14 protein-coding genes are annotated in these 24252 nt (G+C 59.2%); 7 read left to right on the top strand and 7 right to left on the bottom strand.

What is annotated here, in order from left to right:
• Positions 1 to 46: 46 nt before the first annotated feature.
• Together C7S18_RS09590 and C7S18_RS09585 are read right to left on the bottom strand one after the other, a co-directional pair.
• Positions 47 to 862, bottom strand: a complete 816-nt coding sequence (locus tag C7S18_RS09590; RefSeq protein WP_106891354.1) for a hypothetical protein — start codon at positions 860 to 862, stop codon at positions 47 to 49.
• A gap of 507 nt (positions 863 to 1369) precedes the next feature.
• Positions 1370 to 2671: a midas domain-containing protein gene (locus C7S18_RS09585; protein ID WP_146151848.1), complete on the bottom strand. Its 1302-nt coding sequence runs from the start codon at positions 2669 to 2671 to the stop codon at positions 1370 to 1372.
• A gap of 467 nt (positions 2672 to 3138) precedes the next feature.
• On the opposite strand from C7S18_RS09585, the gene C7S18_RS09580 reads away from it, so the two are divergent.
• Positions 3139 to 3720 carry a hypothetical protein gene (locus tag C7S18_RS09580; RefSeq protein WP_146151847.1) on the top strand — a complete coding sequence of 194 codons (582 nt, stop codon included), beginning with the start codon at positions 3139 to 3141 and terminating at the stop codon, positions 3718 to 3720.
• Between the two features lie 410 nt (positions 3721 to 4130).
• On the opposite strand, the gene C7S18_RS09575 is transcribed toward C7S18_RS09580, so the two are convergent.
• Positions 4131 to 5699 carry a choice-of-anchor Q domain-containing protein gene (locus tag C7S18_RS09575; RefSeq protein ID WP_106891351.1) on the bottom strand — a complete coding sequence of 523 codons (1569 nt, stop codon included), beginning with the start codon at positions 5697 to 5699 and terminating at the stop codon, positions 4131 to 4133.
• A 586-nt stretch (positions 5700 to 6285) separates the two neighbouring features.
• Between C7S18_RS09575 and C7S18_RS09570 the strand changes: the two genes are divergently transcribed.
• The 5 genes from C7S18_RS09570 (at position 6286) to C7S18_RS09540 (ending at position 16081) form a co-directional block, all read left to right on the top strand.
• Positions 6286 to 8580 carry a delta-60 repeat domain-containing protein gene (locus C7S18_RS09570; protein ID WP_170113196.1) on the top strand — a complete coding sequence of 765 codons (2295 nt, stop codon included), beginning with the start codon at positions 6286 to 6288 and terminating at the stop codon, positions 8578 to 8580.
• Positions 8581 to 8843: 263 nt separating this feature from the next.
• Positions 8844 to 11168, top strand: coding sequence for an Ig-like domain repeat protein (locus tag C7S18_RS09565; protein WP_106891349.1), 2325 nt, complete (start codon positions 8844 to 8846; stop codon positions 11166 to 11168).
• Positions 11169 to 11172: 4 nt separating this feature from the next.
• Positions 11173 to 11652 (top strand): hypothetical protein, encoded by a 480-nt coding sequence (locus C7S18_RS09560; protein ID WP_146151846.1) that lies wholly within the window; start codon positions 11173 to 11175, stop codon positions 11650 to 11652.
• Positions 11653 to 12563: 911 nt separating this feature from the next.
• The gene (gene truD / locus C7S18_RS09550; protein WP_106891346.1) at positions 12564 to 13571 is read left to right on the top strand and encodes a tRNA pseudouridine(13) synthase TruD; all 1008 of its coding nucleotides are present in this window, start codon (positions 12564 to 12566) and stop codon (positions 13569 to 13571) included.
• 854 nt (positions 13572 to 14425) lie between these two features.
• Positions 14426 to 16081 carry a hypothetical protein gene (locus C7S18_RS09540; protein ID WP_106891344.1) on the top strand — a complete coding sequence of 552 codons (1656 nt, stop codon included), beginning with the start codon at positions 14426 to 14428 and terminating at the stop codon, positions 16079 to 16081.
• On the opposite strand, the gene C7S18_RS09535 is transcribed toward C7S18_RS09540, so the two are convergent.
• The 3 genes from C7S18_RS09535 to C7S18_RS09520 form a co-directional block, all read right to left on the bottom strand.
• Positions 16044 to 16412 (bottom strand): hypothetical protein, encoded by a 369-nt coding sequence (locus C7S18_RS09535; RefSeq protein WP_106891343.1) that lies wholly within the window; start codon positions 16410 to 16412, stop codon positions 16044 to 16046. The two genes, C7S18_RS09540 and C7S18_RS09535, sit on opposite strands and share 38 nt — an antisense overlap.
• 1330 nt (positions 16413 to 17742) lie before the next feature.
• Positions 17743 to 19152 (bottom strand): LodA/GoxA family CTQ-dependent oxidase, encoded by a 1410-nt coding sequence (locus C7S18_RS09525; protein WP_106891341.1) that lies wholly within the window; start codon positions 19150 to 19152, stop codon positions 17743 to 17745.
• A gap of 2 nt (positions 19153 to 19154) precedes the next feature.
• Positions 19155 to 20582 carry a ferritin-like domain-containing protein gene (locus C7S18_RS09520; RefSeq protein ID WP_106891340.1) on the bottom strand — a complete coding sequence of 476 codons (1428 nt, stop codon included), beginning with the start codon at positions 20580 to 20582 and terminating at the stop codon, positions 19155 to 19157.
• 685 nt (positions 20583 to 21267) lie between these two features.
• Here C7S18_RS09520 and C7S18_RS09515 point away from each other — a divergent pair.
• Entirely contained in the window at positions 21268 to 22629 is a 1362-nt protein-coding gene (locus C7S18_RS09515) for a hypothetical protein (protein ID WP_106891339.1), read from the top strand.
• Positions 22630 to 22808: 179 nt separating this feature from the next.
• On the opposite strand, the gene C7S18_RS09510 is transcribed toward C7S18_RS09515, so the two are convergent.
• Positions 22809 to 23897, bottom strand: coding sequence for a hypothetical protein (locus C7S18_RS09510; RefSeq protein ID WP_146151844.1), 1089 nt, complete (start codon positions 23895 to 23897; stop codon positions 22809 to 22811).
• Positions 23898 to 24252: the final 355 nt, after the last annotated feature.

The following is a 24252-nucleotide window of genomic DNA, read 5'->3' as shown; positions in this document are numbered from 1 at the left end:
TAAGAGGACAGGCCGGCTAGGACTGCCAGGCAGGAATCGACAAACGCTAGTCCGGAACGCAATCGAGCCGATCGTTGAATCCCGATGAACTGCGATAGTCGAGCGCGACGAGCGGCTCACCGTCCTTGGTGCCGCGCAACGATACGGACAAAATTGTCCATCCGTCCGGCATGCCGGGCATCGTGGCCTCGCCGTCTTGGATCGTGAGGTCGCCGATGTCCATCAATTGGCCGCCCGGCGAGATCTTGTGACAGCGATAGTCACCGTCAGGCGCATCGCCTGTTGCGGCGACTTCAGACTCGTCGTCGACCGTACGCGCACTCGGAGACCGAGCGTACACACCGAGACCCGTGCGCGGGCGCAACTGGTCGGGCGCCATGAGCGTATCCCAATCACGACCATAGCCGTCGAAACTCACGGCGCACTGGCCGTCGGCATTCGGCGGTTGCAACACGGTCACCGAGTACCAGCTGATACCCCATTGGCCTTCGAGCTTTGCCCCCACTTTGCACAATGGCCCTGTGGGTTGGGTTGACGGTGGTGTCGCCGTTCCCCCAGCGGAAATCTTCGTGCCAATTTTCCGGGCGGGCGCTGTCGACCCGCTGCTCGGAGCGGACTGTGCTGGCGGGGCCGCCTTCAACTGGCTTGGTACACACTTGAATTCGTAGGTCGTCCCAGATGACTTGACTTCCACGACGGCAAAGGGCTCATCCCAACCGACGCGTGGATCAAAGCGAGCGATGATGCCGACTTGACCACTGCATTCGGCGCGGTCGCCGACCTGGTAGTCCTGTGCTGCAACATCGGTCCCCGACAAGAGGATGATGGCGCCCAAAAGAACAGACAGGGAGATGCGCGGCATTGCTTGGGTGCTCCGTGGTTTGCGCTGGCGAGTTCGATCGTACCGCAAGGATAGGAACCGCACGCGTCGTTGATGGTTTGGCACAATCGACGCTGTTGCCAGCGGGTGACGTCAGATCACGTCGTCGGTTTCAGGGCAGGGCATCGTAGAAAGGGCGGTCTCGATTTCGGTTTCACGCGCTCCCGCGAACGCGTCGGACCGAATTCGACAGTTCTTGCGTGCGCTCAGTCGATTGGCTCGAACTCGGTACCCAATGGCGACTCTTGTCTCGGGAGCCCCGTTCTGAGCGGTTCTGGAGCTGGTTTCCGGGGCTTATGGATGTCCCCGGAGCCTTATCCACGGCGCCTATGTGCCATCAGCGCAGCCTCCAGTGCGGCGCTTACCCGAGATTGTCCCCCGTTCAGGGAGTATCTGAATAAGTCCATTCTGGGCGTCAGACCCGCAGTGAGTCAGGATCGTGTCCGGACTCAGCGCACCAGCCTCGTCTGATGGTCGGAGCAGGCCTGATCATTCATCAGATTCGTCGTCGAATGGCTCTTCAGATTCATCTTCAGGGAATTCCTCTTCACCGGATTCGTCATCCTGGACCTCACTCTCGTCAGATTCTTCGTCAGCGAATTCTTCGGTGCCAGAATCTTCGTCCATCAACGCTTCCTCGTCGGATTCATCTTCCGTGGCCGCATCTTCGTCAGATTCATCTTCGGAAAAATCCTCGTCGTCAGAATCGCTCTGGGTGTATTGCTCTTCGTCTGCTTCATCCGCCTCGTCAAATGAGGAATCGTCCGTTTCGGATTCCGCCGATGCAGCAACATCGTCGAACGCTTCTTCCGAATCGTCGGTGCTGTCCTCGCCGGCATCGTCATCGAGCCGTTCGTCGGCGCCTTCTCCGGCCTCGCTCTCGGATTGCATTGGTCCGCTGCTCGGATCCTCCTCCGTGTCGGCGTCTTCGATGAGCGACGGGTCGGTTTCTTCAGATGCAGGTGGCGGCGGAGGCGGGGGCGGAGGCGGCGGTTGTGGTGACGCTGCCGAGTCTTCGTTGCTTGGAGTGCCGACGCCGGGGTCTTCCTCAGGGTTAGTCGCGTCGTCAGCTTCTGGATCATCGATGCCTTCGCCCTCAGTAGGCTGCGCCGGGTTGGCAGATTTCTCAGGCTCTTCTGGCGTCGCAGGGTCTCCGGCGGGTTTGGTTTTCGCGTCCTCTGCGGCCTTAGCGAGTCGATCAGCAGGCGCGTTGGCAGCTTCTTGAATCATGCAAAGATTGGCCTCGTCGCTTCCGGGCGTATGGCGTTGGTCGCAGATTTCTTTTCCGTACATCAACCTCTCGGCGAATACCGCCTTTTCGGCATCATCTTTTGCTTGGTCTTCGGCGGGTACTGGGGCGGCGATTCGGCGCTCAATGCATGTTTCCTGGGTCTCGCCGGGTTGGGCCTTCTCCTTGCAACGAATTCGCTCGGCGTAGTAGCGCTCGCCGTAGGTGTCTTCCAATTCGCTATGCCGCTTCTTCGTGGCGTAGTAGGCATCGACCTCCTGGCGGTACTCGCTGAGCTTCTTGGCGACGCACTGCTCCGGGGTTTCGTTTGGGTTGGGGTTCCGGATCTGACGGCAATCCCAGTCGAACAGGCCTTTCTCGAGGCAATCGGCCGCGTAGCTCGTTTTTTTGCACTCGCCGACGGAGTGATAGTGACGTTGCTGGGCTTCGGCTTCCGGCAGTTTGGCGATCTTTGGTGCGACGGGGCCAGCGACGTCAAAGAGGCTCCGCTGTTGTGCCACGGCGAGCGCCGGGATTGAAGACACGGCGAGCCACACCAGCAAGCCGCCAATGCATGAACGCGCTCGGCGCGAAGAAGTCACCCGATCCATAATCCGCCCTTTGGCCGATGTCGCTCGGCTCATCAATGAATCATTCCGAACCACTGCCGATTGCGCTGTCGCCAGGTCGACTGTACAGGACTGAGCGGGAAAACGGGCAGAAGCCTTGTGACGTTGAAACAGAACAATGGCGCCGCGGGGCAACGTTGAACCGTCCACATCCCAGGCGAGCACACCACCGTCCATGAGTGCCCATTCCATGCAGAGCGAGCGTTGCCAAAGTCCGGCGCGCCGCGATGAGATGTAGCGCACCTCGGACACGTTGGGCGTCCAGGAAGGTGCGGGTAATTGGATGACCAGAATCGTCCCCAATCAGGTCAGTCCAAGCCTCGCTCATTTGGTTGGCGCGGAATTCCAATCAGGTCGAATGGGCGATAACCTCTGTGTATTCAATCGTTCCGGAGCAGCATGTGATTCTGCTTGCAGTGATTTGGCTGACGTTGGGTATGGCCCACGTTCTGCTCCTAGCGACATGGAGTTCGATATTTCGACTGGTGATCGCAGAAGTGACCTTCGGGCTCGGCCCGAGTCTCTTCCGCTGGGGGCGCCTCACGTTTCGGCTTGTGCCGCTTGGCGGTTCGGTCAGATACGAAGTTGGTCCGGATCAGGTCGCGCGAAGTGGACAGCCGGAACAATTGAACATGGCGGCGCTCCTAAAGCGGGCGGGAGCGGCCACGATGCCCATTGCGACCCTTCTGGCAGTGGCAACGATTGGCCTTGGCTTTGGCGCGTTCGACTACTGCGTTGCCGGGTTTCGTCAGCTCTGGCAAGGAGCGTGGCATCCAATCTCAATTGCACAGCAACTGATCACTGACTCAATTGGCTTCTGCGCGATGTCGACCTTGGTCGTCAGTTATTGCGCGGCGGCGACAAAGTTTTGTGTACTCAACGTCTTGCCATTGCCGGGATCCAGCACGGGATGGACGCTGGATATAGTGTTGCGTGCTGCTGGCATGTCTGAGCGACAACTGATCGCGCTAAGGAGCCTCTGAACAAGTTCAGAGGCGATGCGGGCCATGGATGGCCCGCCCACAATCAAGCACGCAAGTGCTTGATTGTGGAGCACTGAGTCCGGGCATGTACCGGACTCAGTGCGGGTCTGAAAGTCCAGGATGGACTTATTCAGACCCTCCCTAAATTATCTGCTTATGTTTACGGTACTGCCGCTCGTCGTATCATGGTGGCTTGCCCTATTGATCTTTATCATCAAAGCGTTCTGGCTGTGATGATCTGCCGTCAATTCGCAGGTCAGCCGAAGCTCGGGAAGATGGCTCCAATCGTTGCCAAGGCAAGGATCACGAGGACGTGATGTGGATTGCCGAGGCGTTGTGGACGTCCAGGCAGCTTGTGGGGCTCGATGGAACTCGGTAATTCAATGCGGCTTGTATGAGGCAAGAAATGCCTATTCGAAGCTGTCACTGAGTAGCGTGCTGCCCGTCTCCGTCACTTGCCGTTCGACCGCGCCGATATCGCAAAGACTGCTGCCGTTCTGATCGCCATCGATCGGTCGTGGCAGATCGCGCGCATCCACATTGACGCAGTTGCGGCGGTCGATCGCGGGCGAGGTTGATGCAGGTAACAGGGTCGCCACCGCACCACCTTGCTCAGCGAGATCAGATAGCTGCAGATCGGCCAGGGCCTGCACGGCGCTATCGCCGCCGCCCAGCGGACAGCCGGGACCGAGCAGATTGTTGCCGCCGCTGGCGAACTGCAAGGGCGGGTTGCCGTAGTTGGTGCAATTCGAAATGCCGCCACCGAAGATGATGCTGGAGGTATAGATCACTTGGCCGCGGAATGCCGCCACCGGAATGCAGCCGGGTTCGACAATGCTCGACTGATCGATCAATAGCGTCACACCGCCGGCAAAGTCCAGCAATCCGATCGAGCTGAAGCGGTTGTTGTGCAAGGTGACGTTGTCCAGTCGCAGCGTTCCCGAAATGCCTGTCGCTTCGGCATCACGTTCGATCGAGATGCCGTTGTCGTTATTGGCGAAGACCGATTTCTCGACTAGGAGCGAAGCTGGGCTAGACTTGATGTTGAGCGATGACTTGCCGATGGCGTTGTTGCGGTTTCCGAGAAAGCTCGCGCGGCGCAGGGTCAAACCGCCCTCGACATGCACGCCATGCCCGATATTGCCGATCACCTTTATTCGGTCGCCGATAACGCTGGTCGATGCATGGGCGTAGACGCCGGCACCATTGGTTGGCGCGTTGTTGCGCAGCAGGCTGACGTCTTCCAGTGTTAGCGTCGCGTCGCGTTTGTAAATGGCACCGCCATCGCGGGCAGAGATGTTCTCTTCGAAGATGCTGGTGGTGGTCGTCAGCGTCTGCTCATAGCTTTGGATGGCGCCACCTTCGGCATTGCCGGCTTCGGCGCGGTTGCCCGCGAATTTACTGCCGCTGATCTGGGTCGCAGCGCGAATGGCCAAGGCACCACCGAATCCGGCGCGATTATTGAGAAATTGCGAGTCGATAATGGTGAGTGTCGTCTGCGTCTCCGAGGCTATCGCGCCGCCCGATGTGGTTGCGCGCGAATCCGCAATCGTCACGCCATCGAGCGTCAGCGAAGTCCCCGAGTGCTGGTAAATCGCGCCACCGAAGTCGGTGTTGGCAAAACCCCTGATCAGCGTGATGTCCTTCAGCGTCACCGAGGTCTGACCTTCGAATAGCAGAAAGGTCTGATAGAAGCGGTGCAGGTTCTGACCGTCGAGCGTAATGCGCCCGCCACCGTCGATCAGCACTCCATCAGTCAAGGCCCAATCGCGATCCATCGCGATGCTGTGCGGCTGCGGCCCGCAGTTGAACGTCAGTGTGCCACCGCGCGCCTGCGGGCCGTCGGTCAGAATCAGCATGGCGGTGTTGTATGCCGCCGTGCTGCAGCTTGCGACGCTGCCGGTACCAACCACAGCGGAGTCCGCCAGTGCAAGCGGCGAGAACAGTGTGATGCAGAGCAGCAGTGGCAGGCGGTTCATGGCAAGACTCGTCAGTCAATTGGAGAGGTCTGAATCCGCGTACGCTCTTTTCGTGGTGGCGCTGACATTCGGTGATAGAGACCCATGGTCACTGCCACTGCGCGACCGCGGCTTCCAAGGACAACGCACAAGCAAGGCGCCCGCGAGTCGCAGGAATGGCTCAAAAGGCGCGGCTGCCAGGGCCGCCTGTGGTGACAGGGCAGGGCGTCTTTGGCAGCGGAGGCAGGAGCAACGCCTGATTGGGTCCGCTGCAGGGCATGGCGCTTGGGAGCCAGGAGCGATTTGATCGATTGATCTCGGAATTTCGAGTCGCCGCTCCAGAACGCTGTTGGCATCGCTCTTGACGCGATTGCGATTTAAGTTCATGCGGTCATCAAAACGCGGCAGGATGTCCGCGCGGCTCATCCATAGTGCTCACAGCGCTATCATGGCTTTGATCTGCGCTATGCTGCATTGGTCGATGGGAGGGCTCACGATGTCTGATGACAGGCGTTCTTTTCGAGTCCGAGGGCTTTGCCGGTCGCGCTGGCGGTCAATTCTGTGTTGCCACGCTCTGATTCTGCTTGGCGCGCTTTTCAGTGCGCCAATGCATGCCCAGCAATATGCTGCGGTGGTCCTGCCGGTACCGGATGTTCGCCTGTCCTTGGCTGGCGATGTCAAGGCGGTCGTGCGGCAGTCGGACGGCAAGCTGGTGCTGGGTGGTAGCTTCGATCTGGTGGGTTTGGAACATCGGCAGAATCTGGCGCGTTTCAATACAGATGGCAGCTTGGACGTCAGCTGGCCGGCGCTGGCCAATGGTACGGTCAATGCGCTCGCGCTCGATGCTGGCGATCATCTCTATGTCGGCGGCGCGTTTACCGAAGTTAATGGGATTGGTCGCAATGCGCTTGCCAAGCTTGGGCCAGATGGCATGCTGGACGCCGACTGGAATCCCGCTCCGAACAGCATCGTCAACGCTTTGCTCGTGTCGGGAAGTCAGCTCTACGTTGGTGGTGCGTTCGGCAATATTGCTGGATCGGCAAGAACCGGTGTTGCCCGCGTGAGTGTGTCTGGCATGGGGCAGCTTGATGCGACATGGAATCCGGCGCCCAATAACAGCGTTTTGGCGATCGTCGAAGCCGGTAGCAACGTTTACCTCGGTGGGTCGTTCAGTCAGGTTTCCGGCACGGCGAGACTCCGGTTGGCGAAAGTATCGGCGCTCGGCGCCGGGTTGCTGGACGCCAATTGGAATCCCAGTGCTGACGCCATCGTCAACACGCTGGCGTTGGACGGCTCGGGTTCGCTTGTTGTCGGGGGTGTGTTCTTCAATATCGGCGGCTTGCCGCGCAATTGCATTGCCAAACTTGATCCAGCCGGAACCGGAGCGGCCAATGCAAGTTGGATTCCGGCCAGCGCAAGTTTTGGTTGCAGTGTTCGCGCGCTGGCAGCCGACGGCAATGGCGCCATCATCGCTGGCGGCTCCTTTAGCACGATGGGCGGTCTGTCTCGCAACAATCTGGTCCGACTGCTGGACTCCGGCACGGTCGACAGCGGCTGGAATCCAGACGTGCAGATGCAACGATACCTGACCTTGGTCGGCGTACACGCGGTGCTGCCTTTGGCCGGCGGCGCCGTGCAGGTCGGGGGCAACTTCGATACGGTTGCCGGCAACGCGCGTTTTGGCAGCGCGCGGCTGATGCCGGACGGAAGTTTGGATGCTTCCTTCTCAGCCGCGATTGATCGACTCGGCGATGTTCGTACCTTGGCGTTTGATCCAATAAGCGGACACACCTACGTTGGCGGCAGTTTTGAATTGGTCAACGGCTCTCAGGTGCATCGCAACTTGCTCCGTCTTGCAAATGACCTTTCCCTGGATGGCGGCTGGACTGCCAATGTCAATGGTCCGGTGAGTGCGCTCAAGGTCGATCAGACTCAGCGTGTCTACGCAGCGGGTGCGTTTACGCGTAGCGATTTGGTGGTGCGCAACTACCTGGCGCGCTTCGATGCCAGTGGTGTCTTGGATGCGACGTGGAATCCGAATCCAAACTTCTTTGTTGAGGCGATGGCGCTCAGCGTGGATGAAAGCAATCTCTATTTGGGTGGGGCATTCACACAAATCGGCGGGCAGTCTCGAAATCGGCTGGCGCGTGTGGCAACAGCCGGCACCGGGAGTCCGCCCGACTCTTGGAACCCAAATGCCAACAGCAGCGTGCTGGCAATGGCCTTGCGCCCAAGCGATGGGGCAGTTTATGTCGGCGGGGCATTTTCAGTTTTGGGCGGCCTGGCGCGGAGCTTCGTCGGCAAGATTGGCAATGACGGTACGGTCGATGCGTCCTGGGCGCCGAATCTCAACAACTTTGTCGAAGCGATCGATGTTGATCCGAGGCCGCCACTGGTCAAGCGTGGCTCGGCTGGATCGATCGGCGTCGGTGGTGATTTTGACTTGGCGGCCGGGGTGGCTGGAGCCCTGGCCCGCAATGGCCTAGTCAACTTGCTGCCAAATGGAACCGGTGCATTTGATTCTTTGCAAGACGCGAGCCCACCTACCGGTAGTCGCGTTCAGGGGCTGGGTGCTTTTGCCCCAGAGGTCTACCCCGAAACACTGAATTGGATCTGCGGCACCTTTCCCGCTTCCAACGGGTCCAGCGAGATCGGCTTGCAGGTGTTCAATGCCGGTGGTCAGGTCGTGATCGAGTTGCCGGTAGCGTTGGATGAAGGGATTTCAGATGTCATTGCCCATTACTACTTCAACCGCATCAGTCAGCAATCAAACCAGGTATCGACCGGCAGTCCTGCCATCCTGGTGGGTGGCTCGTTTACGCTGATCAACGGCCAGGCGCGAAAGGGGCTGGCGGCGGTGCAATTGCTTGCCAACCAGCTATTTGCAAACAGTTTTGAATGAGCGCGTCGTGACAAATCTCTGCGTGCTCGGTAGTGATGCGCGTGTCGCTACGTGGACCGACTGATGTGGTATTCGGAACCGCATCGCCATCGCTGTATGGGTATCCACGAAGTACTCGCCATCGCTGTACGGGTGTCCACGAAGTGATCCGGCAGGCAGATGGACCATGACATCAAGCACGCGAGGGCGTAACGACGCTTGCGCGGATGCGCCTTGCGCATGTATTTGTCGCTGCCTGATGCCATGAACATTCGGAGCGACGCATGCTGTTGATCGAACGGGCGGTCAGGGACACCGCAATGCCGAGAGTGTTGTTCGACGTGACGTCTGGATTGATGGCGCAATCACTTCGAACTTGCCGTGAGCAGCCGTTGCCGCGATCTGCCGCGGATGTGTCGGATTGCCAGACCGTGCTGACCGACTGGTTGGCTGCCCGGTTCTCGCGATCTGCGCTGATGCTCGGCTTGGCGCTGTCGGGTCCGGCGAGCGCGCAGCTTATGGTTGCCGATGATTTCAACAACTATAGCAATGGCAATCTGTCTGGGCAGGGCTCATGGATCACCAGCAATTCAACCAATCTGGTCTTTAACGTCAGCGACAGCAACCCGATTCCCTATGGTTGCTACAACGGCGGTAACGGTGGCCGCTACGTCACGCCGGGGGCAGGGGGCGTGCCATACAGCCAACGTCTGCGCTACCCGACGACAAACTTCGTCGCCAGCACTGACCAGACCTTGTTCGTGTCCGCACTCGTTCGCCCGACCGCTGCAGGAAGCAATAGCGAAGCGCACCTGATCGGCCTCGGCAACGACTTCGGTGGAACCAACTATGAGTTTCTGCGCGTCCATTTGCGGGCAGCGACCGGGGGCGTGAACTTTGGCATTTCTAAAGGCAATGGCGCCGGGCTGACGGGAGACGCAACCGGCGGGATTGTATGGGGTTCGACGGTGTATCCGCTCAACGCGACCTATCTGGTGGTGGCGCGCTACGTCTTTGACAATGGTGGTGGCGCCAGTGCCGACTCGATCCATCTGTGGGTCAATCCAGCCACGGACAGTGCGCCCAGCGAGGCCACTGCGACTGCCATCATCGGGCCAGGCGCGGGCGGCAACGACATTCTTTTCGACAGCGACAATGTTCGTAACGTGTATCTCAGCTCACGCGAACAAGGTGGCATCAGTCCGGCCTTCTTACTCGATGGCCTACGCTACGCCCGTGGCGCTTCAGCGGCATCTGCTTGGACCAATCTGGATGCTGGCCTGCTCCCGTGTCAGCAGACCACGACCACCACCATCAACAGTGATCAGCCCGATGCGAGTCTCGTGGGTCAAGCGTACACGGTCGACGTCACGGTGGCAGGGCAGAGCACCTCTCCTAGCGGGACCATTACCGTCAGCGATGGTATGGCGAGTTGTGGTCCAGTGAACTTGGTGCCCAGCGTCGCGCCAAATAGTGTTGCCAGTTGCCAGCTCACGAGTCTCACAGCTGGCAGTAAGGTGCTGACTGCCATGTACACGCCATCAAGCGGCGCGTTTGCCGGCAGCATCGGTACTGATACCCACCAGGTAAATCCGGCGAACACTGCCGTCAGCGTGGCTGGTCCGGCGCGCGCGCGCATCAATACCGCAGCCACCTACACCATCACACTTAGCGCGTTGGCGCCAGGAGGTGGCACACCCGCAATTGGCACGGTGACCGTCAGTGCGGGTAGTAACAGCTGCACGATCACGCTGCCGGCAAGCGCCTGCGACTTGAGTTTCGCCAGCTTGGGCAGCCGCACGATCAGTGCCAGCTTTTCCGGCAATGCCAACTACTTGGCATCGACCAGCAGCGGCCCCGGCGATGCCGGCACGCTGGTGTTTGCCCAGAGCGATCTACAAGTCACCAAGGACAATGGGCAGGCGTTCTACGGGATCGGCGGTTTACAGGTCTACACCATCCAATTGCGCAATGTCGGCCCGGATGTCGCCAGAAACCTGCGCCTGCAGGACGCTGCCCCGCCCGAACTCGCAAACGTGCAATGGAGTTGCGCTGCCTCGGGCGGCGCCATATGTCCGCAAAGCGCGGGCAGCGGCAGTATCGATCAGATGATCGCCGAGATTGCGCCGCCTGAAGTGCTCACCTACACCTTGTCCGGCACCGTGGTCGGTAGCTCAGCTCAGATCAGCAACACCGCAAGCGTGCAATTGCCGAGCGATACCACCATAGAAGACGCCAACACCGGCAACAACGACGCGACCGACGTCGACCAATTGAGCACCCTGTTCCGTGATGGCTTTGAAGTAACGAGCGTGAGCGCCGCGAGTGGCAGCTTCCTGTTGCCGAGCACGGCACTGCGTGGCGCCGTCGACCGCGTGGCCGTCAGCGTGTTTGGCCTGGATGACCGCAGCGGGAATGTCTTGCGTGTGTACGCACGCGTGTTGAACGGCGAGATCGAATATGCACTCGCCACGCGCGAGCCGGTTGGACGCGAGCCCGCTGGATGGGACCTGGGTTCCTGGCGACGCTTTTCGGGTGATCCCACGTTGCGTTGGACCGCTACACCAGAAGCAGAAGGCTGGCGATTACTGAGTGCGATATTGAACTAATACCGTGTCCCGCAAACAAGTGGCATCAATGGGTCACTTCATCTTGTTGGCGGACGAGATCGATCAGGCGGAGCCGACCTTGGTACACGAAATGACCCATGCGCTGCTCAGTCATCTGGAGTTGCCACTGTGGATCGAAGAGGACATTGCCACGGCCATGGAACATACGGTCGGCCAGGACTCCGTTGATCCGAGTTATGTGCTGAATCGCCGCAGCGACATGCAGCACCGTCACGGGCGCTATTGGAACGAGCAGACCAAGATCGGCTTCTGGGATGGTTCTGCGTTCTCTAACGGCGCTGCGTCCGAGCTAGCCTACGATATGGCTCATCTGATCGTTTCCGAGCTGAGGCGGGACTTCCCTCGCTTCGCTACGTTCGCCAAGGCCGTAAGCGTTCATGATGGCGGCGCTGAGGCCGCACGGTCAGTTTATGGCCTGCCACTGGATGCATTTGTGGATTCATACTTGGAGGTGTGGCGCTGAAGTGAAGTTTGCAGTGAACTCTTGGTTCGTGCCGTTTTGGTGGGCGAGGGTGGCTCAAGAGGGCGTCGTGGCAGGGGTTCTGGGTACTTTTGATAGATGTCGACGCGCGGTTTTTATGGATGTCCACTGGGCTCTCCCCGATTCGGCACAAGCCGGAGTCCGAGGCTCCTGGCATGATTGGGGGGGCGAGCAGCTGCAGTGAGCGTTCGGTTGAGGCAAGATCACATTGCAGACTTCCGGCAGTCGATACATATCGGGTAGGCCGCCTTTCCGGAAATGCGTTTTGGGCGAATAGGGAGTTCTCGTTTTATGATAAGTCCGCAGCAAGATCAGGAGTTCTGGAGACGCAGAAATATGTCGCTCCGATTCGTCGTCGCTCTGGCGTTACTGTTCCCGGCGTGCTTGCTCGCTGCAACATGGCTCGGCCCGAGCTTCCGCCCCTGGTTGGCATTGGCAGGATTCTTCATTTCTGTCGCGATCGCGGCGCTTACCATTTGGGCCTGGCGATGCACGGCATGTGGGGCCGGCATAAAGCTAGATGGCGCGACCTGTTCAAAATGCGGACATGTTTTTCGTAGGCTTAAAGAATGACTGCGACCATCCTACGCTTGATTTGAATACTCCGATCAAAACTCCTTGACTAAGACGGGGCGTCTATCGATGTCGACGGTGCATTGTAGCGGCGCGTCCTATATGGTCGTCACCTCTCTTAACTAGCGCTGTAGCTTCATTCGGGAGTCTCCGGTAGCACACATGAATCTGAAAACTCAAAGACCCAAACGTGGAACGAATGACTTGCGCCAAGGCGATCGTATCTCGGTCAGGGTCACCACCACTGGAAAGCCTGGCTACATCGGTCACCGTGAGGGTGTGGCCACGGAAACCTTAGTCCCAATCGACGAGATCATCCGATGAGCGAGTTGCCATTCGCCTACGGCGGCGCGCCGCTGCGCGGTCGCTTGCGTGTTGAGCCCGAGGACTTTTTTGTCGACGAGCAGCTCGGCTTTGAGGCGAGCGGCAGTGGCGAGCACTGGCTCGTGCATATCGAGAAGCGTGGCGCGAATACCGTGTTCGTTGCGAAGCAACTCGCAAGCTTCGCGGGTGTTAGCGAGCGCGACGTCGGTTATGCCGGTATGAAGGACCGGCATGCTGTTACCCGCCAGTTTTTCTCGGTGTTGGCGAAGAAGGGCCGGGACACCGATTGGACGCAGTGTGCGATCGAAGGTGTGACGGTGCTTTCTGCGCAACGGCATGCCCGCAAGATTCAGCGCGGTGCATTGCGCGGCAATGCCTTCGTGATCCGCCTGCGTGATGTCAGTGGCGACCGCGAGCTCGCGGCGCAGCGCATGGCTGCGATCGCCGCGCACGGCGTGCCCAACTACTTCGGCGAACAACGCTTCGGACACGGTGGCGGCAACGTCGACAAGGCCCTGGCAATGTTCGCCGGCAAACGTGTCGAACGCGCTGAGCGCTCGATCCTGCTCAGCGCCGCGCGTTCCGAAATCTTCAATGCCGTGCTCGCTGCACGGGTTGCCGATGGCAGTTGGCAGCGTGCGCTGGATGGCGACGTGTTCCAACTTGACGGCCGCAATGCGATCTTCGGGCCCGAACCGTTGAGCGACGAACTGCATGAACGCATCGTACGCGGCGACATCCATCCGACCGGGCCGATGTTCGGCCGCGGTGAACTCCGCACGACCAATGCGGTGTGTGCGCTTGAAACTGCCATCTTCGACGCCCATTCCGAACTTTGCGCCGGCCTCATCACCGCCGGCCTCGACCATGAACGGCGGTCCCTACGCCTGCCGGCGCGCGACTTCACGTGCGAATGGAATAACACCGACCTGATCGCACGTTTTTCGCTTCCAGCGGGTGCTTACGCGACGACGGTGCTTCGGGAATTGGTGCGCTGGGACTGATCGTCTGCGCCCGATTCACCACTACCTGTGGATGATTGCCGCATCAGTGCCGACAACCGATCCGTTCATCGGCATTGGCAGTGCGTACTTCCAGGTAGGTCCGGTACCGGATTCCTGAAGTTCAGATTCCCGGCTTGGGCCAGTATGCCGTACCGACTTGAATCACGGGGATTCATGGATGTCCGTGGGAGTCCGGCCGCCCCTTTGGTGCGCTTATTCGCGCATCACACTATCAGCGACGATGCGCAATTTTCACGACGGCACAGTGTGGCAAGTAGCCCTCTCCCCAGCCCGCTTCCACTCGCGTGGGAGTCCAGCCGCACCTTTGGTGCGCTGATTCGCGCATCAAACTGTCAGCGACGATGCGCGATTTTCACGACGGCACAGTGTGGCAAGTAGCCCTCTCCCCAGCCCTCTCCCACTCGCGTGGGAGAGGGAGCGTTCCCTCCCCCGCGAGCGCGGGGGAGGGCCCGGGGAGGGGGTTACTTGCGGTCAGAATCGTCACCAACCGCAATTTATTGGTTATCAATACCAATGGGTTTCGGCGTGTTTGATGAGAGTGTTGCTTCAACAATCGGGCCAGAGAACGCTTCGCCCGCACGGATTTGATCGCCCAGCCCGGCTCAAGACGCTGTCGTGGCACGGGATTCCGGAGATTTATGGGCGTCCAGTGCTGGCTTGCGCCATGCAGGCGTTTGGATTGAGCGATGATCGTCGCGCTGGAAATTGGTAGAAGATTGCATCGGGACTTCGAATCTGTGGCACGGGATTGCTACGATCCCAGGCGGTACATCCCCAGTTACCCGCGTCAGACTGAGTTGCCTTGAGTATCTACATCCCTAGCGAGGTGACCCATGACTCAAACCATTGGTGCTTGCCCCACCGCACCCGCTAAGGCACTTCGCCTTGAGGTTCGGCGGCTGCGGCACCCAACGAGACTTAGGCTTCGCGGACCGTGGTTTGTTCTTGGTTGTCGGGCACTAGTGTTGCTTGGGCTGCTTTGGATGGTGTGTGATGTCGTCGCAGCGCCGGCGCTCCGCGAGCAGCGGATCTTACGCGGTGGTTTTGTCATCGTCGGCAATACGCTCGCGCAGGACTGCGGCGCTGCCGTGCCAGCGCCCATAACACCCGTTGGCGCTTGCGGCACAAACGTCACCGATTCCGCGCCCGATGTGTTCTGGCGGTCGGATTCGCCGAGTGACGGTCAGGTGCAAGGGGATACCTCGATTACTGCAAGCACGGCGCGATCCACGGCGATGCTGAGCCTCCCGGTCGGCGCGGAGATTGTTTCGGCGCGTCTCTACTGGTCATCGCGTAGCCCGAGTGGCACAGCTGATACCACGGTGACGCTGGAACGTCCCGGTGTGTTGACTCAGAGCGTCTCTGCCGATTCGTCGCAAACGCAAACTCTGGGTGCCACTTTTTTTCTCGCCAGCGCAGACGTCACCGCGCTCATGACTCAGTATGGCGCTGGCAGCTTGCGACTCGCGGACGTCGATGTGGTTAGTTTGCTAAACCTCAATGACAGCACGGTGTATGCCGGTTGGTGGCTCGCTGTCATTTATCGACAGGCGGCCATGCCGCTCGCGCAGATCAGTGTGTTTGATGGGCTCGATTTCGTGCTTACCAATGTCCCCGCATCCGCGGTTGTCAGCGGTTTCTTGGCGCCGGCCAATGTCATCGCGAGCGTTGGCGTGGTCGCCGCGGACGGCGATAGCGGATCGACGGGCGATTCCTTTCAGGTCAATGGTTTGGTGGTGAGCAACCCTGCTCGACCTGCCGACAACTTCTTCAATAGCTCGCGGAACAATTTCGGTGCTAGTACGTCAGTAGCCGGCGATCTGCCGTTGCTGACCGGCGGCGCTGGCAGCTTCTCCGGTTTGGATATCGGCGTTGCCGACATCTCGGCCATGATCGCGCCGGGGCAGACTTCGGCAACCTTTGCGGCATCGTCTGTTGGTGACGTATTCGCACTGGCCACGGTGGTGACGTCTATTGCTACGGCAGCACCTGACTTTTCGGCGTCATTGGTAAACTCAGCCGTCAATCTGTCGGGACGGCCATTGCTCGGAAGCAACGTGGGCGACACGTTGGAATTTACGGTCAGCGCCGACAATGTGGGCAATGACACAGCGGTGGGAACCCTGCTGACGAGTGCCTTGGAACCGACGTTGCAGTATGTGCCAGGTTCGCTTGCAATCGTCAGTGGCGCGAACACCGGAAACCTCACCGATATCAGTGGTGACGACCAGGCAGAGTTCGACACCGGCACGCAAACCATCGTATTTCGACTTGGCGTCGGTGCCAGCGCCGCATCCGGTGGTCAGCTAGCACCTACCGCATCGACCGCAATCCGATATCGCGCGACCGTCTTGGGCCCGGCAGCGTTGATCGGCACCAACATTGCCATGATTCAAGCTCAGGGACTGCAAGGGGCGCCAATTGAAAATACCGGCAGCAACGTTGTGCGGTTCAGTATTGATGCGCTGCTGAAGGATGGTTTTGAATAGGTTTGTTGGCGAAGTCGTGGCAACGTGAGGACCCAACGCACACACACCGAAGCGGATACGGGGCCCAGCAAGCCTTGCTGAAAAACACCCAAAATTCCCGCTCCTGATACAGCGTTGGTTGCTCTGGCATGGATGCGGTGTTCGCAATGCGGATCGCCATAGCTTCAGGCTCATCCGAACCCGGAAACACCAAGCCCCAGCGACGCGCGACTTCTTCGTCGGACCATCCCTCTGCTGCCTGTGCGTCGACCTTCAACACGACATCCAGATGATGACTCATCACCGCATGTGCGGAGATCGACACCGAGTAAGCCTCGGCCAGTTCCCGCAACCGATCCTCAACCTATTCTCGCCGGTAGTCAAAGTTCTTCCGCCGAACGTTGTCGTAGCCACAGAGCCAAGCGCGCCGCACGCAGCGACTGACGCAGTGATCATAGCCCGTGCAGTTGCGTGGAACGGTTCGTTCGCGAGCTCGCGGCATGATGATCGCCTTCCCTGGCGGTTTGTTTGCGTCACTTTCCTAGTGAACAATGCCGACATATTGGACGATTTCTGAAAATCGGGTCAGAAGACTCTTGGTTCGCGAGGTTCTGGTGGGCGAGGGCGGCATAAGACACTGTCGTGGCGGGGAATTCAGGGGGGTAGTGGGTGTCCACGAAGCCCGTGGATGTCCACGAGGCCTTGCTGGCCCCAAAACGTCGACTGACTGAAATGTCGCGCTGCTTGTGCATAGAACTGTATGCGCAACGCACGATCCGTCGCATGAACGGTGTGTAGCCAATCGAAATACTCGGGCCCTGGGGAGCCCCTGGCAACAATGCTCCGTGCAATCAAGGACGCACCCTCGATGGCTCGCATGATGCCAGTCCCCGACAATGGATCGTGAGAAGCTGCCGCGTCCCCCATGAGAACCTCATTCGTGTCATTGTTCATGGCCGACCACCCGACGCGCGCATCTACACCTCGAAGGCGCGAGAAGTCGATGCACCCAACGGCTTCGCTTATGAGTTGCGTGCCGCCAATGAGATCGAGAAGCCATTCCTTCCGCGCGTCCAATCCGCGTGGCACGAGCGTTGGGCGGGTCACGCAAACAACAAATTGTTCGCCCGCCACGGGCGGTGGGATGTAGAGCCAGCCATCAGACACCGATTCGACGAGGAGTCGCGCGCTTCCGATGCCAGCGCACGGCATGAATAGTGCGATCAGTCGGTCTGATTCGCCTCGGTTTGCGATGGCGCTGCGTCCGCTTGCGACAAGTCGGATTTTGCCTCTGTGATAGCGGGCCGCGCCGCGTCGATCCGAATGGATCAGGGTCGCCCCGGCGTCTGATGCAGTCCGCTGGAGGTGGGCATGCCATGCGCGCCGATCGACCGCGAGGCCTGGTATTGCAAAGAGCAGTCGATAGTCATACCAATCGATCGGTGCGCCGCACCAGGCACTCATCACGCCATCGCAATACGTGGCGGATGAGGCGGGCTCTCGAATTCCAAGTTCTTGCAACAGCATTCGCGCGCGCGGGCCGAGAATCTCGGCAGGCGCTGAGTAGGGGCGCTGTGCCTCGACGTGTTGAACGACCTTCAGGCCTGCGCGCGACAGCAGTGCTGCGGCGACACTGGCAGCGACACCGCTTCCCTCGATTTCAATGTCAAAGCGCGATTCGCTCACGGACCCAGCGCGGGGTCACGACCTTGTTCCACAAAGGCGCCATTGCCATCAGGCGTGGCGACACCCAATTTCATCGCATTGTCAACCAACGCGACATGCGACATTGGCGGACGCAACCAATCCACATTGGCGCCTGATGCGTGTCTGAGGACCGCTGGCCGCTGTGCCGGCCACCAACCTTCGCCGCACTTGAGAAAATCTGCCTGCCAGGGCTGAGCCATGTGCGCAGTGAGGTCGCCGGGGACGACCGTGCTCGATAGACGGTACTCGAACGGCAATGAGTAGAGAGATCGTTCCGTCATATTGATGCCGGCCTCAATTCCAGGAAAGAATCCCTGGCCAAGGGTTGTGTCCAGCGCCGTGCGCGTCAACACATCGGCGAATCCCCGATTCGGCTCCGCGCCACTCTCGAATATCCCCTGAGCGTAAGCGTCCAGCGCTGAGTTCTGCCAGTCTCGGAGGCTGAATGATCTCAAGTTGGCCTCCACTTCACGGACGAGTGCCGCAGTTTCCTTCCGAAGATTGAACTCCGATGGCAGTGGACTCGCAAGCCTCGTCCAGTCAGTGCTGATCTGTGACCAAGTTGCCGTTGCGTCGACCCAGCGTAGATTCGCGGCGCGCTCAATCATTGGCCGAATATCGGTTTCGAACCAAGGTCGAACGACGGCCGGGAGCAAAGCGTTCTGAATGCCAACTTGTCGGATCACATCGTAGAGCGTCACCACACCTGAAGTGCCGGGCGCAAAATCGGGAGGAGCCGTAACCACCCAGGCAGAAAGCGCAGCCTGTGGCGCCTGACCGGGCAACTCGATGCTGGCCTCGATCAAGCCGTCGCAAACGTCGTCAAACCAATCCGGGTTGGTGTAGAAGCTTCCTCCTAAAGGGGGCGGGGGACTCTTGAGGGTCGCCGTTCGACCAAGGCCGCCGAGAACAATCAGCCGTTGATGTCCGTCGGTAAACACTTCACCCAACAGCACTGGCTCGGACTGGTAGTGGCCGATCAAGCTTGCCCTTGGTGCGAGCGCGCCCGCCAGTTCGGCTGATGCCCGCATGGCACGGTCTTGTCGCATCGGGTCATCTGTGATGCTGCGTGGCACTGACGGAGGGGTTGGCGGCCGTCGGACCGAGTCCTTTCGATTTGCAACAGAAATCCGCCAATGCACGACAGTTCCTGTTGGCAGACTCGCCGGCACTGGCAGACCTGCGGAATCGACTTCAAAGAGGTGGAACCGCACCGCGCGCCGTTTCATGCGAAGCGCGTTGTCCTTGAACCCATGTACTTCGGTCTCCGATCCGTCCGGGTGAACTTGAATCCCAAGAGATCCAGGTGCTTCGGGAGACAGATAGTAGTCAGGGCTGTTACCGATGCGAGCAAAGCCGATGGGTGGATAGATGGCATAGGGCATGGTCAGATTCCTTCTGGCAAGTTGGGAGCGCGCTCGGTATCAAGTTGCTCAATCCGCGACAGTCGCTGTTTGCCGGTGACGTCTGTAGCGAATTCGGGGTGGGCACGAATCGCTGCAATGCACTGGCTCTGCCTGCTTCGAAGGTTTGTGTAGCGCGCGGCGAATGTGGCAGTCGTTGTCGGCAGGGTCTCGTCGGACAAACCATAGGTCGGGCCGGCGATGTTGCTTGGATCATTGTCAACAGGCCGAGCCGACATGTAGTCAGCCAGCGGGCCAAGCACCCGCCTCATCATATTGATTGCGATCTTAATCATCGCGCTTCGTGATGGTTCGCTGCGCTTCAGCGAGATCGCCCAGCTGATGTCGATCAGCATGAGCTCGTAGAGGCAGTTGAAGAGCTCAGCCCAGAGTGCGCTGTATGGATTCGTGATCGGCGTCGGTGTTTGGTCTTCTGGATCTGGTTGTGACGGCACAAATGGCGTTCGCGCCAGTGCGCGCGCCGGTATGGTCCCGGTCTCAAATTGATCGAGAACAGAAATGAAGCTGGCAAAGTGCGATTCAGTGGCGCCGGGCAAGCCTTCTCCTTGCGCAGTGATTGCATCGATGGCCGCAAGAGCTTCTTCGCGCGTTGAAGCAGGCATCACAATCAGCCCGGGTTTTGACCCCCAATCGGCTGCTTGACTCGCGTAATCGAGACTAATGGCTCGGGGGATGAAATCGTCGTCTTTCAAGTGCCAGCCAGCAACGAACGGCATGGAGCCGAGATCTAGTCCAGCGAGATCAGCTTGGTCATCGGTTTGGAAGATCCAGCGAATGGCTGCATAGATCTCGAATACTGGGTTTGGTGACAAGCTGTTGCTGGCAAGCAGGGCCTCGAGCTTTTCGATGCGTGCTGCAAGCGTTGGATCAGCAATCTCGAACGGCCTTTCGACAACAACGTATTTCGCAAGGGATTCTCTTGAGAGTGGCTCAAGTACGAGCGGCATGGGGTTCTGCTCACTGGAGACCCGGATTCCATCTCGCCCAAGATGAAGCGACGCGGGCAGGCCTTCGTCCGAGATGCCCGTCAGGGCAAGGAGCAGGTTCTGTACGGTGATCAAGTGACCCATTTCTTGAATGGCCACTTGCTTGATGATGTCCGCGACTTCAGCATGGGCGGATTGCGCCGCGTAAAGATACTGGACCATCAAGGCGTGTTCTACCTCCGCGGCGACCTTCAACAGACCGATCGCGTCTTCTCGTGGTGTCGATGCCCCTTCAGTCTGCGGCACCCCGGTCTTGAACAAGGCCGCAACCATCCGGGCCTGTGCGGGGCCCATCTCGGTCTCGACGATCTTGCGCGCGCTCGTCCTGGAGTATGCGGCCAGCTTTTCCGAGGGGGCGTGCCGCCAAACGATCCTCGGAACGCCTGCATGTTGTCGCTTAGCCATGATGCCTCCCGTTATTCGGGGCGGCGAGCCTGCCCACCGCGTACGCCATCAGGCCTTTTGAAGGCGCCGAATGGTGACAATTGGCGTTGTCGGCACCGAGTGTTTGGATGTCCAGCGGCACCCATACGGGCGATGCAGTCGGTGATCGCCAATGGATGATTTTCAAGGATGTCATGCACATGCTCCCGAGTAGTCGAGCCGCCGCAGCGAAGACCGCTAGCTGGCTTGCGATATGAAGTGTCGCGAGGATCAAAGTTCTCGCTGCCTAATGTGATGCCGCGATCGAATGGTCGAGCGACGAGCTCACCAGAAGCCGAGGCGCACAGTTTTGAGAGGACGCGAGAACGCGATCGCAAACTGTTGCCAATGGGCTGAATTGGTCCATCCTGAAAGTTCAGTCCCTAACTGAGTCCGTCATCTGTCCCGATTCAGTGCGCTGGAGCGAAGCAGGTGCGCTCCCGACCGCGAGCGGGCCAGCCACGGCGCTGCAGCCTCTGAACTTCTTCGGAGGCGCGTTAGAGATCGCTTAGAAGCGACACTTTGTGGACTGGGATGTGACTAAGCAACTGCGTTGTCATCGCCACGAAGCATCGCCTTCGTGAACCGGCTGCCAGTGCGTGCCAATGAGCAACGCGGCGACGCGTGATGGCGCATTCCGTCCACTAACGATGCGAGGAGCACAGTCATGGATCTTGATCAATTGCACACTTTTCTCGAGCGCAAGAGTCCCGCCGGCTTGGGTTACGGATTGCGGATCGCCGATCTTGAGGTCGCAGTTCGCGCAATGCTGACCCGTCTTGGTCTGTCGCCCCTAGACGGGGTGAATCGCAACTTGGCGCTTCCGTTTGGAAGTCTCGCCGCATCATTTGATGTGGACCCGGCGGCATTCAGTATGGAGCCGAAAACCGGAGCGATCTCGCTCGACCTGAACATCTGGATTCATGATCGAGCGGATGCGAACAATCCGATTTATAAACTTCAGTATTTGCTGCGTGACGAACCGGTCTCCGCGGGCGTCGATTTGGCAGGAATGAAAGTCTTTCTCGAGCCGCAGAACGCTCGGGCGGTGGTCCACGCACATGATTTTTCTCACGGCGCCGATCCGATCTTGATCCGACTAGGATTCGTCGATGCGCTGGGTATGGCAGATCGTTCACGGTTCGCGACTGAGGTGGCCTTTCCCTTCATTTGGCTGAACGCTCAGGGTCTGATGCGCGCAATCGTTCGTAGCTTTCCGCTTCCTGATGTCTTCTCCTGGTTTAAGACGATTCTTCCGGCCGGCGCCATAATCGCGGAAATTCAAAGCGGCTACTTGGCTGCTTGGTCAGAGCAGGTTGCGATCTCGATTCCATCGTGCGGGCTGCCGCCCGCGGCACGTCCGGCACCGAAGGTTGTGGCGGACGCCATATTAGGCAACCCCAAGCCTTGGTCACCCGCGGATTCGTCCGAGCCTATGCTAGCGATCTACCTGTCCGAGCAACCGCTACTGGACTGGCATGCGCAGGCATTGATGCCGGCAATCGCATTTCATCAGGAGGACGATGGATTCCCGGGCTGGAGCGTAGACGGGCATGTTGGCGTTGAACATGCGACCATAACGTTCGCGCCGAGCGCCACCGGTGGCTCGCTGACCGTTGCCGCAGCGCTTCGCTTGCATGCGTTCGCGTCCAGTTGGATCAACGGGCCATGCGGCCTTCGTCTCGACGTCGCCAGTGCCGCAATTTCGGGACCGGGCAGTTTGCGCGCCGACTTCTCCGTCAACTATTCCGATTCTTTGCGCGCATTGCGTTCGGCGCTCTCGGTCGAAATTGACGTTCCGCCTGGTGATCTCAATATTACGGCCGGCGGCATGCTCCCTGGCGCGTTTGCCGAGTTGGTTGAGTGGTTGCTTCGTGCTGGCGTCATCCATGTTGATATCGGTTTGCGAGCTCGAAGCGAGCAGACGCTGCTCGATCTCGTTGAGTCCGCGAGTCGGCTCGGAAGGGCGTTCGTGACCGGGCGGGTCGCAGAGCACTCAGTGGCATTCGCCATTGCCTGGGACAACTAGCACGAGGTCTCAGTCTCGCCTGCCAGTCTCGCCTGCCTGGCAGCAGATTCGAAATCGTTGTTTGGTGGGATTGGTGGACATCCGTGTATTTTGCCTCCTGCATGGTCTGTGAGATTGGGGTCAGAAAATTCTTAATTGCTGGGTGTCCAGGATGTTCTCATTGCGCAGGTCCGGCGTTCTCATTCTGGCGACAACTCGGTGCCACCGACGAATTGCACGGTCCCATACTCGTCAAAAGGAGGCTTCAATCCCGGAAATGGCGGCTCAAAATTGAGCCAGTCGAACTGAGCTACAAGTTCGCCATACTCATAGATTCGAGAAACGCCGCTATAGGCACTTCCACCAGAACTCGAAATCCTGATTCCAGGGCGGGGTTCTTTGCTGCTGTAGGGTGCCGTTCGCAAGAGTTCTGGAAGGCTTCCAGCTCGCATGTAACAGCCATCTAGCACCTGAAACTCATACCAAATACAACCGCCGGTTCCACAGTAATTCGGTTCGTACCAAAGGTCCCGGTCTTCGCGCACTGCCTCCAACACCCATCCTTCCTGCATCAATGCGGTGGGCGTCGTACAGCTGTAGACGTCTTCGCTATTGATCTTGGTGATGTCCTTCGCGATCAGACTATCCTCGGCACGAAGTACTTCATTGTCGTCAAATGACTCCATCTCTTCATCGACGCCTAACATCGCCGTATCTGCCGTGAAGGCGGAGTAACCACGCGAATTGAACGCAGCGAGCCGATAGGTTCCTGCCTCCCACGTCACAAGCTGGAACCGTCGTTCATCTGGATTCATCACACCTGCGACGTCACAGGGCGTCTCTGGTCGGCATCGAATTAAGACAAATCCATCAGCCATGCTGTCCGCAGCTTGCCATTCGAAATTGATAACAAATCGACCCTCGAACTGCGCAAGAACGAGAACGGGGGTGGCCGGCGGGTACTCCGCTTCGGAGGGCGTGTGGATGGTTTGCCACGCGCTCCACTCGCCTTCCTTGCGGCGACCTCGGTATCGATAGTCGGTGCCCGGTGTCGCATCGTGACGTTCGTACCATGGTGGTGCCGACGATCCTTGCGCCACGAAGCGGCTTCGCTTCCTTATGGGAGGTTCGCGCTGCCACTCCAAATGATGTGGATCATCGAGCGTCACCAAGATCATGCTTGGCGCCGGTGCGGTTAACGAAAACGAGGGCGCATTAGTTGGGTCACTTGCCGCCGCAAACGCTGGCCATACCAAAATCCCGCACAGCACAAGCACCACACTTTTCATGTTGTCGACTCTTTCAGAGATGAGGCTCGCGGCCGGCTGCCGTGTAACCGGGTCAGCCTTCGCCATGCGAGAACCATATCTCAAGTCTCCATCCCAAATCTGACAGAGCGATGCAGATTGAGGCGATGATCGGGGGGATTTCGGTCAGATCGGGGGCGTCACAGGAACACACGGCAAGACGTGTGCGGAGCGCCGAGGATGCGAGCGACATGATCGAGGGGAAATGGCGGAAGGGAATTGGCGGACATCCGTGCAATTTGCCAAGCCGGCTTGGCGCGGTGATATTCCCGCGATCGAGATTCGACTGATCAGACCTGTGGTCGAGTCAGCAGTGCGCGCTCGCCAAAGGGGCGAA

It is taken from the genome of Ahniella affigens (assembly GCF_003015185.1).
Taxonomy (GTDB): Bacteria; Pseudomonadota; Gammaproteobacteria; order Xanthomonadales; family Ahniellaceae; genus Ahniella; species Ahniella affigens.
This window is presented reverse-complemented; position numbering and strand designations above follow the sequence as displayed.

What these genes read in the sequence shown, in the direction of transcription:
- C7S18_RS09590 (WP_106891354.1), bottom strand. Translation starts at nt 862, where the DNA reads ATGCCGCGCATCTCCCTGTCTGTTCTTTTGGGCGCCATCATCCTCTTG.
- C7S18_RS09575 (WP_106891351.1), bottom strand. Translation starts at nt 5,699, where the DNA reads ATGAACCGCCTGCCACTGCTGCTCTGCATCACACTGTTCTCGCCGCTT.
- C7S18_RS09570 (WP_170113196.1), top strand. Translation starts at nt 6,286, where the DNA reads ATGCATGCCCAGCAATATGCTGCGGTGGTCCTGCCGGTACCGGATGTT.
- C7S18_RS09565 (WP_106891349.1), top strand. Translation starts at nt 8,844, where the DNA reads ATGCTGTTGATCGAACGGGCGGTCAGGGACACCGCAATGCCGAGAGTG.
- truD (WP_106891346.1), top strand. Translation starts at nt 12,564, where the DNA reads ATGAGCGAGTTGCCATTCGCCTACGGCGGCGCGCCGCTGCGCGGTCGC.
- C7S18_RS09540 (WP_106891344.1), top strand. Translation starts at nt 14,426, where the DNA reads ATGACTCAAACCATTGGTGCTTGCCCCACCGCACCCGCTAAGGCACTT.
- C7S18_RS09525 (WP_106891341.1), bottom strand. Translation starts at nt 19,152, where the DNA reads ATGCCCTATGCCATCTATCCACCCATCGGCTTTGCTCGCATCGGTAAC.
- C7S18_RS09520 (WP_106891340.1), bottom strand. Translation starts at nt 20,582, where the DNA reads ATGGCTAAGCGACAACATGCAGGCGTTCCGAGGATCGTTTGGCGGCAC.
- C7S18_RS09515 (WP_106891339.1), top strand. Translation starts at nt 21,268, where the DNA reads ATGGATCTTGATCAATTGCACACTTTTCTCGAGCGCAAGAGTCCCGCC.
- C7S18_RS09510 (WP_146151844.1), bottom strand. Translation starts at nt 23,897, where the DNA reads ATGAAAAGTGTGGTGCTTGTGCTGTGCGGGATTTTGGTATGGCCAGCG.